The sequence below is a fragment of the Paenibacillus sp. PastF-3 genome, from assembly GCF_029893135.1.
Classification (GTDB): domain Bacteria; phylum Bacillota; class Bacilli; order Paenibacillales; family Paenibacillaceae; genus Paenibacillus_AQ; species Paenibacillus_AQ nitricinens.
In genome coordinates this window covers 354,455-368,734 of record NZ_JARXWM010000007.1, presented here as the reverse complement: position 1 = coordinate 368,734, position 14,280 = coordinate 354,455, and the positions used below count along the sequence as shown (strand labels likewise).

At 43.1% G+C, this 14,280-nt stretch carries 11 protein-coding genes and 2 pseudogenes; 9 read left to right on the top strand and 4 right to left on the bottom strand.

Translation table 11 applies throughout. The features are described from left to right. Positions 1 to 135: 135 nt before the first annotated feature. Positions 136 to 495, top strand: a complete 360-nt coding sequence (locus M2444_RS16680; RefSeq protein ID WP_094871207.1) for a hypothetical protein — start codon at positions 136 to 138, stop codon at positions 493 to 495. A gap of 65 nt (positions 496 to 560) precedes the next feature. Here the strand turns inward: M2444_RS16680 and nrdF are convergent, their stop codons facing one another. From nrdF to nrdI, 3 genes are read right to left on the bottom strand one after another with little or no spacing between them, the layout of a single operon-like run. Then, positions 561 to 1,520: a class 1b ribonucleoside-diphosphate reductase subunit beta gene (gene nrdF / locus M2444_RS16675; RefSeq protein ID WP_094871205.1), complete on the bottom strand. Its 960-nt coding sequence runs from the start codon at positions 1,518 to 1,520 to the stop codon at positions 561 to 563. A gap of 39 nt (positions 1,521 to 1,559) precedes the next feature. Next, positions 1,560 to 3,644, bottom strand: a complete 2,085-nt coding sequence (gene nrdE / locus M2444_RS16670; protein ID WP_280787510.1) for a class 1b ribonucleoside-diphosphate reductase subunit alpha — start codon at positions 3,642 to 3,644, stop codon at positions 1,560 to 1,562. After that, complete coding sequence (nrdI, locus tag M2444_RS16665; protein ID WP_094871201.1) at positions 3,631 to 3,990, bottom strand: class Ib ribonucleoside-diphosphate reductase assembly flavoprotein NrdI; 360 nt, start codon at positions 3,988 to 3,990, stop codon at positions 3,631 to 3,633. The genes nrdE and nrdI overlap by 14 nt, the downstream gene beginning before the upstream one ends. Positions 3,991 to 4,579: 589 nt before the next feature. Here nrdI and sigK point away from each other — a divergent pair. Continuing rightward, the gene (gene sigK / locus M2444_RS16660; protein WP_094871184.1) at positions 4,580 to 5,281 is read left to right on the top strand and encodes an RNA polymerase sporulation sigma factor SigK; all 702 of its coding nucleotides are present in this window, start codon (positions 4,580 to 4,582) and stop codon (positions 5,279 to 5,281) included. Between the two features lie 224 nt (positions 5,282 to 5,505). On the opposite strand, the gene M2444_RS16655 is transcribed toward sigK, so the two are convergent. Continuing rightward, the gene (locus M2444_RS16655; RefSeq protein ID WP_280787509.1) at positions 5,506 to 8,658 is read right to left on the bottom strand and encodes an amidase family protein; all 3,153 of its coding nucleotides are present in this window, start codon (positions 8,656 to 8,658) and stop codon (positions 5,506 to 5,508) included. A 452-nt stretch (positions 8,659 to 9,110) separates the two neighbouring features. On the opposite strand from M2444_RS16655, the pseudogene M2444_RS16650 reads away from it, so the two are divergent. The 7 genes and pseudogenes from M2444_RS16650 to M2444_RS16615 all read left to right on the top strand — a co-directional run. Then, positions 9,111 to 9,401, top strand: a pseudogene (locus tag M2444_RS16650) (sigma-70 family RNA polymerase sigma factor); the annotation flags it as partial. Between the two features lie 87 nt (positions 9,402 to 9,488). Next, complete coding sequence (locus M2444_RS16645) at positions 9,489 to 9,698, top strand: hypothetical protein (protein WP_094878127.1); 210 nt, start codon at positions 9,489 to 9,491, stop codon at positions 9,696 to 9,698. 470 nt (positions 9,699 to 10,168) lie between these two features. Then, positions 10,169 to 11,191 carry a Gfo/Idh/MocA family protein gene (locus M2444_RS16640; RefSeq protein ID WP_348536923.1) on the top strand — a complete coding sequence of 341 codons (1,023 nt, stop codon included), beginning with the start codon at positions 10,169 to 10,171 and terminating at the stop codon, positions 11,189 to 11,191. A 9-nt stretch (positions 11,192 to 11,200) separates the two neighbouring features. Next, positions 11,201 to 11,320 (top strand): annotated as a pseudogene (locus M2444_RS33475) (sugar phosphate isomerase/epimerase); the annotation flags it as partial. A 185-nt stretch (positions 11,321 to 11,505) separates the two neighbouring features. Next, the gene (locus M2444_RS16630) at positions 11,506 to 12,138 is read left to right on the top strand and encodes a carbohydrate-binding family 9-like protein (RefSeq protein ID WP_280787508.1); all 633 of its coding nucleotides are present in this window, start codon (positions 11,506 to 11,508) and stop codon (positions 12,136 to 12,138) included. Positions 12,139 to 12,871: 733 nt separating this feature from the next. Further along, entirely contained in the window at positions 12,872 to 13,207 is a 336-nt protein-coding gene (locus M2444_RS16620) for a DUF3024 domain-containing protein (RefSeq protein ID WP_256990621.1), read from the top strand. A 34-nt stretch (positions 13,208 to 13,241) separates the two neighbouring features. Then, positions 13,242 to 14,048, top strand: a complete 807-nt coding sequence (locus M2444_RS16615) for an AAA family ATPase (RefSeq protein WP_280787507.1) — start codon at positions 13,242 to 13,244, stop codon at positions 14,046 to 14,048. Positions 14,049 to 14,280 lie beyond the last annotated feature (232 nt).

Sequence of the window (14,280 nt, the reverse complement as noted above, 5' to 3'; positions counted from 1 at the left end):
GTTATAAAAACGATACAGGAAGTAGATGTCTTCGCCCTGAAAAAGCCTGGGGCAGGTATTTTTTGTCTGTGAAGTTACATACATTTTCATCTCTATCATTAAAAAAATAACTTTAAAACTTGGAGGGAAAAAATTATGCCATACACAATTAAGTACAACCAAAATGAGAACCATATCGATGTAGTATCTATTGATTTTTCAGCTGAAGATGTTCCAGGATACCTTAAAGACTTTGAAAATATCATGAAGCTTGTTAAACCTAAATTTACAGGAACAACTGATGTAACAGAATCTAAAAGTGTACTTACTCCTGAGGTTGCAGCTATGCTAGCCCCTACAGGTGCGATGGCGAGTGAAGCTGGTCAAGCAGGATGGGCTTATGTAACTAAAAATCCAATTTGGAGAATGCAATTGAAACGTATTTTTGGTAGAGATTTTGCAGATGCTTACGATACCTACGAAGAAGCCAGAACATACCTAAAAAGTTTGCAATAATCTAATATTACAGTTAGCAAAAAAGTGCGGAGAATGTTCTCCGCACTTTTTTGCTTTATCTAAATTTAAAATTGAAAGTCTTCATCTTTTAGCGGCTCCACGTTAAGCGCCCGCACGTATCCGTTCCCTTTTTTCGAGAAGAAATCATGCTGCTTGGTGTGGGTACTGATACCATTCTGAACAATCGGGTTGATCTCTTCCTCGTCGAATAGCGGATCATGGCCCAGATTCATCATGGCTTTATTGGCATTGTATCTAAGGAAAGTCTTAACCTCGTCCACCAGTCCGATGGGAGCATAGATCTGCTCTGTATAACGTTCTTCATTCTCATGGAGCAGTCTAAGGAGGTCTACCAGCTTCTGGTGTAGCTCGCGTTGCTCGTCCTCTGGAAGCCCGTCAAAGATCTCCTGCGCCAGTACACCGACATATACCCCATGAATGCTCTCATCCCGTAGAATAAGGTCGATAATCTCACCGCTGCAAGTCATTTTGCCTTGACCGGCCAGATATAGGGGGTAGAAGAAGCCACTGTAGAACAAGTAGCTCTCGAGCAGTACTGAGGCTGCCATGGCAAGGTACAGATCTTTGGGTGAATCTATTTTTTTGTAATATTGTGATATGGTCTCTGCCTTGAACTGCAGATAAGGATTCTCTTCAACCCAGCGGAATACACTGTCAATCTCCTCCGTGGAGGACAAAGTGGTGAAGATGCTGCTGTACGATTTGGCGTGAATCTGTTCCATCATGCCCATAAAGCCAAGCACAGCCTTGCGCTGAAGGCCTTCGACATGCTCCATAATCTGCGGCATACCTACTCCGCCTTGAATCGTATCCAGCAGCGTGAGTCCGCCGAGTACCTTCATATAGGAATCCTTTTCTGTCTCGCTGAGTGTGAGCCAGGACATTTTATCATCGGATAATGGGATTTCATCGTCCGTCCAGAATTGCATAATGTTCTGATTCCAGAACATCAATGAGAAATCGTCGTCAGGACGGTTCCAGTTAACGGCTTGGATAGCGGTCATAATATGGCAATCTCCTTTTCTGCGGCTATAGCCTTCCAGTTAGATAGAGCAGGTGAGGCATTCCTCAACGGACAGCTTTTTGGTCCGGGTGTAATACAGCGACTTCAAACCTTTATGCGCCGCGTACAGATAGGAGCGGGCCAGTTCTCTGGTGGAGACATCGCTGTTCACATGCAGAACGGTCGAGATGCCCTGGTCGATATGGGGCTGGATTTCCGCGATCAGATCGATTACCTTGAACTGATCCATTTGGTAAGCCGATTTATAGAAAAATACATTATCCGGCCGCAGGTACGGCATTGGATAGTAAGTCGTTGAATTGGCATAAGTCCGTGTCTCAATCTGCTCTACAATAGGCATAACACTTGAAGTGGCATTTTGAATATAGGAAATGCTGGCAGTTGGCGCAATCGCCAAACGGTAAGCATGATATAGACCCTTTGCTTTTACTGCATCGCGTAGTTGTTCCCAGTCCGCAGGGGATGGGATGAAAATATCACCGAATAGCTCTTGTACTCTTGACGTTACAGGGCGGTAATCTGTAGTCAGGTAACGCTCAAAATAAGCTCCTGTCGCATAATCAGAAGCCTCGAATCCCTGGAAAGACCGGCCAGTTGCAGCAGCGATCTCCATGCTTTTCTCCAGTGAATGGTAGTTCATGGTCATGAAAAAGGTCCGGGCAAAATCGCGAGCCTGTTCGCTTTCATAGGCGATCTTGTTCTTGGCCAGATAGCCGTGTAAATTCATAACACCGAGACCAACCGAGTGCATCTCTTTGTTTGCTTTGGCTACGCCTGGGGCATTGGAGATGCTGGTCATATCGCTGACAGCGGTCAGGGCGATCATGCCCTCATGTACCGATTCACGGATTTTGCCATGCTCCATCACGTTGACAATGTTCAAGGAAGCCAGATTGCAGCTAACATCACGGCGGATAGTATTCTCCTGCCCGTAGTCGGCAATCTCAGAGGTCTCCTGCAGCTGGAAGATTTCCGTGCAGAGGTTGGACATTTTGATCTGTCCTACGTTTTTCAGGGCATGAGCTTCATTGGCGTTGCTCTTGTTCATAATATATGGATAGCCAGATTCCAGTTGGATCATGGCGATTTTGGTCAGCATATCCCGTGCGCTCATGGCCTTTTTCTTTTTGACACGTGGATCGGCTAGCAGCTTATCGTACATTTCATCCAAATCCATGTCATCAAGATGCGTGCCGTAAGCTTTGTACACACTGTAAGGGGCAAATACATGGAGCGGTTCATTATCCTTCGCCAGCTTATAGAAGCGATTCGGAATGATTAGGCCGATGGACAGGGTTTTGAGTCTTGTTTTTTCATCGGCATTGATCTTCTTACTGTCGAGAAATTCAAGAACATCCCAGCCAAAAATGTTGTAGTAAGCGGCTCCAGAGCCTTTACGTTGACCCATCTGGTCAGCATAGGAGAAGCCGTCCTCCATCAGCTTGAGTACAGGTATAATGCCTTTGGCTGCATCTTCAACCCCTTTAATGGTCTCCCCGCGGGAGCGAAGCTTGGACAGGTTGACAGCCACGCCACCGCCGATCTTCGACAGCTGCATGCAAGTATTTAGTACATAGTTGATCGAATTAAGCGAGTCATCCATTTCAATAAGAAAGCAGGACACTAGCTCACCGCGACGGCTCTTGCCGGCATTCAAGAAGGTCGGAGTCGCCGGCTGTAGGCGCTGCTCCATCATTGAACGGGCTAGCATGCTGGCAGTGTCGGCGTTCCCGCGTCCTAGGTGAAGGGCAACTGCCGCCACACGGTCCGGGTAATGCTCCAGATATTGCTTACGGTCATTGGTTTTTACAGCGTAATCCGTATAGAACTTTGAAGCTGCCATATAAGATGGAAAACTGAAGTTGTAGGCATGGGTAATTTGATAAACTTCCTCAATTTCAGCCACGCTGTACTGCTCGTAAAAATTTTCATAGAAATCCTGTTCAAACATATAATCAACCTTGGCCTTTGTATTCGCAAAAACCAGGCTACGCCGTTCTACATCCCGCATAAATTCGGCTACTGCCTCAAGGTCTTTATCCAATTGAAAGAAGCCACTTTCGTCTCTCTTCATCAACATGTTGTTTAATTCAATATGCCGCAACTCGGCTCACCTCCTGTTTAATTCGTTCTACATCACCAAATGTGCCTGATAGTTCAAATTTCCCAATAACTGGCACGTTGTACCGATCTGCAATCAAGTCTGCACTATTCGCGAACAGCTCGCCCCAGTTCTTGTTGCCGCTGGCGGCGATGCCCTTCAAATTGGAATAATTGTTCTTTAAGAAAGTAGACACCTTCTCTGGAATTTGTCCAAAGCCGGTGGTATATGTAATAAGCACATAAGGCTCATCAATGGTCATATGCTCTTCAATCTGCACAGCTGGCAGCTTAAGCTTACCAATGAAGCGTTTGACGTTTCCTGTTTTCGAATCGTATGCGACTAGCATGGAGTCTCTCCCCCTGTATATATTAAACCTACATTAAATATGTAAAGATTGAATAGATAAGCTGTAAATACTGGAAAATCATATCCATACTATATTTAGTGTGCGTTGTTTATTTTAATCACTATATGTTGAAAAGTCAACATGGAAAGAGCCCTTATTTGTTGGGAATTAGTCTAGTAAACGTTCTATCAAAGTATTGAAATCGCGGAGATTCGCAGGTTATTGCAGTTTATTAAGGCAGTTGTACTGTTTTTGATGCTGGATCTTGCTGCATCATTTTTATCATGACTAATTAGCGTCGTTCCGTTGAGCAGAACTGCAGGCGGTGGAACATCTATCACGGGTGAGAAATATGCTTCTGATATTAGAGAATCTTTGCATATAGCTGTAGGTTAAAGTACATGGACTTAATCGGGTGGCAAGTGGAGGAGAACATTAATGAAGCTAAAGCGGTGAGACTAATAATGGGTTTGTACAATTTCCCCCGTACATGCACTTCTAGGCATCTACCCACATACAATAAGATGACCATGAACCCGTAAGGCTAACAGATCGGTTTCATTGTACAAGTGCGGGAGGTGTCGCCAAGTTGCCTGGATTCTTAAGTACGATCGCGTTGCTAATCAAAGAACTGACGTTGCTGGTATCCTACGTAAGGAACAACGCATTTCCACAGCCGCTCTCGGAGCAGGAGGAAAGCAAATACTTAGGCATGATGGCTGAAGGGGATGCTAAAGCCCGAAATTTGCTTATCGAGCACAATTTGAGACTTGTCGCCCATATAGTAAAAAAATTCGATAACACCGGAGAAGACATGGAGGATCTAATCTCCATCGGCACCATCGGCTTGATTAAAGCCATCGAGAGCTATCGCCCGAACAAAGGGACAAAGCTGGCCACTTTTGCTGCCCGTTGTATTGAAAACGAAATTCTGATGCACCTAAGATCCTTGAAGAAGACTCGTAAAGATGTATCCCTGCATGATCCAATTGGGACGGACAAAGAAGGTAATGAAATTACACTTATCGATATCCTTGGCTCCGAAGCTGATGATGTCATTAAAGAAGTTGATTTGAAGATCGAGAAGAGCAAGATTTATCGTAATCTTGATATTCTGGATGACCGGGAAAAAGAGGTTGTCGTTGGGCGATTTGGATTGGATACAGGTGGGGAAGAGAGGACGCAGCGGGAGATTGCCAAGGAGTTGGGGATCTCGCGGAGTTATGTTTCGCGGATAGAGAAAAGGGCGCTGATGAAGCTGTATCATGAGTTTTATAAGGTGAAGCGGTAGGACTGATGACAATTACACAGTAATAATCCATTAATAATAAAACTTGAAAAGCGACTTGTCTACGGATGAGTCGTTTTTTGTATGGATAGGGTTCGCCCTACTTATGATACGGTTCATTTCATCGCACTATCTGTAACGGCAAGTTATAAGGCCATCCCTTTCGGGATGGCCCTTCCTGTAAACGTGGTTACTCGAGTACTCTGTCATTTTTAATTGAATTTCTTTTAATTAATAGTTCCTAGTAATCTGGAAACAATTGCTGCAAACTCTGCTCTAGTAATATCTTTTTCAGGCTTAAATGTACTGTCTGCGTATCCTGTAATAATATTATTGGATGCGAGTGCATCAATGGAATCATAATACCATGCATTTCTTGTAACATCTTTGAATGATGTGTTTCCAGTACCTGTTAGCTTAAAGGCTCGAGTGATTAGTGCCGCTAATTCACCACGACTAATCTTCTCATCTGGACGGAATCTTCCGTCACTATATCCGTTCATCAAACCTGATCCAGCAGCTGCACCAATAAACTTATTCGCCCAATGAGTTGGAGATACATCTATAAAGTTACTTTCTTGTCCTTCAAGTCCCATGTAAGTTGCAATTACTTTAATTGCTTCGGCACGAGTCAAACCTGAATTTGGACGGAATGTTCCATCGGAATAACCCGTCAATAATCCCTTAGCAATTAGTGCGTCAATGCTTGCTTTTGCCCAATAATTCATTGTATCTACAAAACTAACAACTTTCGGCTTATCTGCTGGTGTTATTGTTTCTGCAGGTGCCGTTGTTTCTATAGGCGTTGTTACTGCTGGAGGTGTACCTCCTCCAGTATTTGGATTGGTTGGTCCATTATCTGTGTTTGGATCAGGATTAGTAGAGTTTGAAACATATTGAAGTGCTGGAGCAAATGTTGTAAGTAGTCTAGCTTGACTTTGTTGCTCAAGAGCGTAGCCCATGCCTAAAATTTTTGCATCGTCCCATGCTCTACCAACCAGTTGCATAGAAATAGAATATCCGCTGTCATTCGTTCCTACAGGAACAACTACCGTAGGGAGACCCACATTAGAGGTTAATACGCCCGTGTTACGGTCAGAACTTAATTGAGAAGCTGATGCGTCATTGTTATATACGTCACTAATAAAACCTGCATAAACAACAGCATCAACGCCATTCGCGTCCATCCAGTTTTTAATAACTTCCTTATAGTCGGTTCTATACTTAATGTAATCTTGCACAGCTTGTTCAGTCATGCGAGTTGGAGTACTATATCCTCTTTGATTATAGATAAGCACCTTATCTGAAGCTAGTACACTTGCTCCATCAATATAAGGGAAGTCCTTATGAAGCTCAATATAACGTGCCCAACCTTCAGTAGATCCATTAATACCTGAAGGACGACTAGGGCCTGATGGTACAGCTGACATTTCAACCATTGTCGCCCCCGCTGCTTGAAGCTCTGAGAACTTATCCATCACTGCCCGTCCAGTATCATCATCAGCATATGCAGATACAAAGGATGCAGGAATATATCCAATTTTCTTTCCTTTCAATGCATTAGCATCCAGAGATTCCTTCCAATCCACTGGACGCTTATGATCTGCATCAGCAGTGACTGTGAAAATATCTTGTGGGTCTGTACCCGTTGTAGTATTCAATATAATGGCTAGGTCAGTTACTGTTTTAGCAATAGGACCTGCATAATCTTGTCCCCAAGTGAGTGGAAGTACTCCTGTAGTACTTGCCATACCGTCTGTACCCCGGAAGCTTTTTAAGCTAGCGCCTGTAGTTGGTGCATAGAGAGATACCCCTGTTTGCGATCCCATTGCTGCTGCTGCAAAATCAGCTGCAACAGATACTGCAGACCCGCCGCTTGAGCCAAAAGATGTTTTTGATGGATAGAGTGCATTCCATGTTTGCTGCCAGCCGCTCTCACTAAAGCTTCCGCTGTTAGCAAACTCAGAGGTATTTACTTTACCAATAATTACAGCTCCAGCTTCCCGCAGCTTTTTCACTTGGAAGGCATCGGAATCAGGCTGCCAGCCTTCAAGAGCTTTACTGCCACCTGTAGTAGGCATATCCTTTGTGTCATAAATATCTTTTATCGCAATTGGAATACCTAATAAATCACCTTTTACACCTTGTGCACGGGCATCGTCAGCAGCTTTTGCTTGGTTAAGCGCAGTTTCAGATACATGCAGGAATGCATGGAATCCCAATTGTCCCTCATCGTATACCTTAATTCTATCTAAATAGGCTTGAGTAATTTGTACAGAAGTAGTTTTACCATTAATCATATCCTTCTGTATTTCTGCAATTGATTTATTCTTAACATCATACGGCGATGAAGTTATTAATTCTTTGGCCGCAGGAGCATTTGGAATATCCAGATGATCTCCAGTATCAAGTCCCTCTATAGCAGATATATCCCAGTTGCTAATTGAACGAATTTGTGCGTTTGTTAATCCTGTTACATCCAGCAGACTATGAAGTCCATCTAGCATAGCAACCAGATTTTTCAACCCTTCTTCACCAGCTTCTCCAACTTGTACATAATTTACTAGGGACTTCGATTCGCCCGGCCCAATATTTAGTGAATTAATGAACCCATAGAAATTCGCTTCATTTCCATACTCAGCTAAGGGTACTGTGAATGGATCCTGTTGCTGATTCCCTAGACCTGTTAATCCATTATCAAACGGTTTTGGAGATCCCACTGCAACGCCTAGCGGCTTATTGTTTCTGGCACTGCTATCTACAACAATCCATGAATCATCTGTAGTTACCTTAAGATCGCCTGAGTAGGTTGCCTTAACTACTGAAGCATTTGTTGTTGTACCATATCCTAAAGAGCCACCGAATGATACATCAACTTTTATAGCGACATCATTTTTATTAGTGAATGTATCAAAGAATCTCGTTCGATTATGAATAGTATCCACATACACCTCACGTGTTACAGTTACATTTCCTAGATTTACAGATTGAGCCGAAGTAAACTTATTAACGCCATCGTATTTCAAGTCAAACCCACGCATCATTTGACCATTCATCAGTGGAGCTGAAGGCGAGGACACTTTAACAAAGATATTGCCGAAACCTTGTACTTGTGTAGCACCAATTGTACGTAAACTTCCTGTGTCTAAGCTAGGAGCAAAAACATCGTGAATCTCCCATACTGTGCCACTTTCTGAAGTAACTCTAGTTAAAGCGTCAGCTGTTTGGAACGGAATTACACTCGTAGCAATAACAGATAACACAATTGAAGTAGCTATAAATTGCTTTTTACTCCAATTTTTTTTTGCTGGTGAATATTCAGATCGGGTGGAACCAGAATGATCTCTTTTAGTTTCACGTAGACGTTTGAACTTATTCATGTGCGTAATCTCCTTTTCCTTTATGTATTTTATTATTTAATGTTAGGAAATATAACACTAGTAGTTGTTTCAGTCAATGAATATTATGGAATTAATATATTTTGAGTTTAAAAAAAGGAGAAAAAGGCTTTTTTAATTATTATTTGTAATGTATATGTTAACTAAAATGTTAAATAGATAACGTTATATGATAGGTTTTATGGGGTTGTAGGATATTGAGTATCATCATCCGGCTGCATCATCAAAAACCTTGAATTTCACGAGTTCAAAAAGAAGAGGAACAGCTAATAATTAACAGAGAATATTATGTTTTTCATTTCATGAAAGTGGAAGATTTCTATATGGGAGAATGGCATAAAGCAGAATCACTGATGATTCCAGATGCACTAGCCCGCAAGATCAATAATGGGCATCCTGAAAAGAGTAAAGTATCTGCTGGGAAAGAAGCCATAAGAAAAGGTAATGAAATTACGCTTATCGACATCCTCGGCTCAGAAGCTGATGATGTTATTAAAGAGGTCGATCTTAAGATTGAGAATATCAAGATTTATCGAAATCTTGATATTCTGGATGACCGAGAGAAAGAAGTTGTGGTGTGTAGGTTTGGGCTGGATACAGGCGGGGAAGAGAGGACGCAGCGTGGAATTGCTAAGGAGCTGGGGATCTCGCGGAGTTGTGTATCACGGATTGAGAAAAGGGCGCTGATGAAGCTTTATCATGAGTTTTATAAGGCGAAGCGGTAGGGTCTTAGATAATAACTAAAGATTCACAATAGAGTGTTTTAAAAGCAACTTGCCAACAGGAGAGTTGCTTTTTTGTAGTTGGGTTAAATGAACATAAAAAAACATATTCAGAAAATTATCTATTTAACTGCTGAGGGTGGGGGTCAAACCCGTACGGTGCTCACGAACCGTAAGATTTTAAGTTCTGCGCTTCTACCAACTGCAATTCACCGTGATCCCGATCCGTTTGGTGGTCGGATCAGCCTCCGTTGCCTTCCGGTGGTAGACGCCGGAAGGCAACGGAGGCTGCCCTGGTAACACCGTATAGTTTCCGTTCCTTCGTCGCAACGGACAATTGGCCGTGGCACACATAGAGCAGCTCAAAATCTTTTAGCCTCCTTCTCGGGAACAAGCGAGGCGCGACCGTCTGGAACTGCGTTTAATGGATGGAGGGAGTCCACTCCTGGAAGAGGAATCGCTTGCGGACCGGGTGTTGGAGAGGGTGGGGAATAACAGGATAGATCCCTTACATAGAATTAGATGGAATACCGGAATCGTGCAAAAAGTAACTTTCTTAGCTAAATAAAACTATCCATCATTCTTATATAATAAAGGTAACAAGGTATCATAACAAGACGAAAGCTATTCTGTAGTAATCCGGTATTATACAAATGTAAGTGCTCAACCATGAAGATTAGATGCTGTAGGGAGACTTCGGCTTCTCCCAACAAGAGCTTGGATCAACACAAAATAACCTCCGCGAGTGAGAAGGATAGGATGGATGCATCATGAAAAGGTACGGGGCGGTCGTGATAGGCTGTGGTTATATGGGCTCTCTCCACTTGGACGCGATATCACAACAGGAGCGGGTCCGGTTGATCGGCGTGGCGGATTGGAACCGGGACAGGGCCTCCTTAGTGGCAAGCCAATACGGAGCCAAGTGTTGGAGCACGGATTACCGGACATTGATCGAGCGTGACGATGTGGATCTGGTCATTATCGCCACGTACCCGTCCTCCCATCTGGAGATCGCAAAAGATTGTCTCGCTGCAGGGAAGCATATCCTATGCGAGAAGCCGATGGCGGGCAATGCACGGGAAACGCAGGAATTCATGAAGCTGGCCGGTGGAGCCAAAACCAAGGTGCTGATTGGTCACATCCTTCGCCATAACACCACGTACCAGGCGGTAATGAAGATGATCCGGGAGGGCGCCATCGGCTTCCCCTTGGTCATTCGGTTATCCCAATTGAAGCCCTCCAAAAATTGGGCTTCCCACTTGTCCCTGCTCCGAGACGTCTCGCCGATCGTAGATTGCGGCGTCCATTATATCGATGTGATGCGTTGGGCTACAGGGGCGGACGTGATAAGCGTCAACGGGATCGGGCAGCGTCTTTATGAAGAAGTCCCGCTGTACACTTACAATTATGGGCTCATGACCCTCCGTTTGTCGGACGGCTCCATAGGCTACTTTGAGACGGGGTGGGGCAAGGGGCTTCCGACTGATAACCGGAAGGAATTCATCGGACCCGCAGGCCGGATCCGCATCATCTACAAGAACGATCGACCGCGAGAGGAACAGTATCTGGGAAATCTGGTCGAGGTCGAAGACCATCGGAAAGGAACGGTCCGGCAGATCAATATGGACTTCTCCGTGAAGCCTACGGGTGCCCAACTGGACTATTTCCTGTCCATGCTGGAGAACAACTTACCCGCTATACCGGCAATGGAGGATGCCTACCGGGCGATGGAGGTCGCACTTCTGGCCGATCGGGCGATCCATGAAGGAATTACGTTACCATGTGCGAAATAAGGGTGGACTGACATGGTTATGGTAACAGGGGATGACCCGGTGCAAGGTGTACACCTGCTGAAGGGCTATATCGTCCCCACCCATGTGAAGGACGGCATCCGACATCAGCCGGTCGATCCAAGGGATGTGTGTGTACGGTGCCCTTGGGAGAGGGGAAAGTGGGGGATTCGCCCGAGATGGCGGTCTCCTTCATCCGCCAATACAGGTAACGGTAGACGGCCGCGCGAAATCTCGGGTCTAAATAATCAAGTTAATTAATAGGGTTGTTTTGGTGTGTTAACCCCAGTGGGATTCCGAACAGAAGGGAATGAAACATGGAAAGGAAATTGGAAACCTTAGTAATTTCCCGTCTGACAAATCAGACGGATGTTTCAGATACAGAAGAAGTCCAGATCATCAAGCAATATCAATGGCTTAAAGGGTATAACCCGGTCGTTACAGCAAGATTAAATTACAGTCAGGAGGATCTGAAACTTCAGTTTAAGGTTTACGAAAAGAATCCAATACGAACATACAGAAACTTAAATGATCCCGTGTATAAGGATAGCTGCATCGAGTTCTTTTTTCAGCCTACTCCGGATTCGGACCAACGCTATATGAATTTCGAATTTAATGCGAATGGCACAATTCTCTTGCAGATAGGAGCGGATCGGTATGATCGCTTCCCAATCACTATTAATCCGGCACTTTTCCATGTCCTAACCACTACCGATCAAATCAATGATAAAGGAGAAGTGTATTGGGAATTAAGCTTTTCGATCTCATGGGCTTGGGTACAATCTTATTTTTCAGACTTTCGGGCAGTGCCGGGAAAAAGGATGAGAGGAAACTTTTACAAGTGCGGCGACGATACGACCTATCCGCATTTTGGAACATGGAGCAGAGTTCATTCGAACAAACCAGAATTTCATAGAAGCTGTGATTTTGGGATTCTGTACTTAGAGTAACTGCGAAATGGAGCGTCAATGAATAACTTCCGAAGCTGCATACACGGGGTTGGAGGTTTTTTATCTTTTTTAGGAAAATTTCAAATGGAAACAAGATTGTTATTATGTAAAATTATACATAAGTTTAGGATGACGGCAATAGCAGGGATTTTGTAATGTTCGATTATTTTTATGGAACACTAGTCCAGATATCTTTAAAATACAGTGTGCCGCAAAAGTGGACAGCTTTGTGCTTTTGTTACGGTAGCTCTTGATAACTTTTATAAGCCCAATGGTGCAAATGTAATCAAATCCTTTATGTCTTCTCCGGTGATATAGAATTTTTTAGGTTGTGGACACGATATGATGTCAATCTGAAGTCGTTTTCAGATGTATCTCTACACGATCCTATTGGGACAGGTTATATTTTGACAGTTTTTATGAACGGAGTTTGAAAATTAATTTAGCATGAACCAGTCATGGTTGCTGTTGAATCACCTAAATAGAAGAAGAGAACGTTATATAAGAATTATATCTATCGTGAAATAGCGGAAAGATGGACGATTTTATAGATAAACCCCGAAAGAGCCTTGGAACTATAAAGGCTCTTTTTTGTACCATTGGTTGACATGATAAACGAAAAGAAAGTATGATATTTTAAATCGTAATAATTACGAATAAATAGGCTGTAGAAGATGATGGATATTCGTGAACCCTTTGAGATCAAAATTAACAGATTTAATCGAGGTGAGTAATGATGGATTCATTCACTGTAAACAGGCTGAAGGCCATTCTAAACGGATATATTGATCAAAAAGTGCCTGGAGATTTACGGTTATCCGTCAGAATAAGTTATCGTATGGAGCACAACCAAATTACATTGATAGAGGAACGGCCTGAATGGCATGACCGAAAGTGGCTGGGGACTGATTTTGCCCAATTCCGCTGGGAAAATGATAAGTGGAGGGTCTATTCAAAAAAAGAAAATAACGAATGGTCACAAGCAGACTCTATAGTTCCTCACGTGGACTTCGAACGGCAATTAGAGCAGGTTGAACTGGATTCAGAAAGGATCTTTTGGATTTCTTGAAAAATAATTATTTTTAAAGGAGCTTCAATAAATAATGACCAAAAGCAGCGCCAATCAACGTCTGCCAAGAGCAAAAGGAATGGATATGGGAACCTATTATACACCCAAAGAATGTGCCAAAAAGGTTAGACATCTCGTCTTGCCCGATATGAATCAAAAGATTGTCGATGAATTTATTACAATCTTAGGAATGAGGGGAGTATTTGAAGAACATCAAGTTCCGATTCCCAATAAAGTGGTTATGTATGGTCCACCAGGCACAGGGAAAACACTGACGGCATTTTATATGGCTCAAATGCTGGAGCTTCCACTTATCCTAGTTCGATTGGATGCAATGATTCACAGCCATTTGGGTGAGACTGGAAGCAATATCCGGAAAATATTCGAGTACGCGAAAGCATCTCCTTGTGTTCTATTCCTTGATGAGTTTGATGCCATTGCAAGAACACGGGAGAGTAATGACGAGGTTAAAGAAATGGCTCGTGCGGTGAATACACTGCTGCAATGTCTCGATGATTTTGGTGATAATAGCATTTTTGTAGCAGCGACGAACCTGGAAAATGAATTGGATAGGGCTATTTGGAGAAGGTTTGATACAAAAATGATTTATTCTATCCCTGATGAATCAAGCAGGTATCAATATATCGAACTGTTAATCAATGGCTTTGAGGGAGAAGCTGGGTTGACGGAAGAGGCATGCGAGCGTCTTTCCGGCTGCAGTTTTGCTGATATTGAGCAAATTGTTCTGAAAGCGAAACGCAAGGCGATTATAGAGCGTTGTCCGCTAAAACGGGAGCATATTGTTCTTTCTTATGAAGAATACAATCCTTCCATAACTTAATGTTTTCAACGGTGGCATGTGTTTTCAAAGAGGAACTTGTTAATCGCGATATATTAGAGGATCTGACCTATGTATAAAAATCCGTGCATGCAGTGTGCGGATTTATTTGTGTGCTTGGTTCATGCAATTACTATTTAATTTTGATTTACTAACTATTTAAAAGTTATTAAAGTAATGATTGACATTTCAGATAGTAATAATTACTATTAATCTCAGTTGATTTATTAGTAAT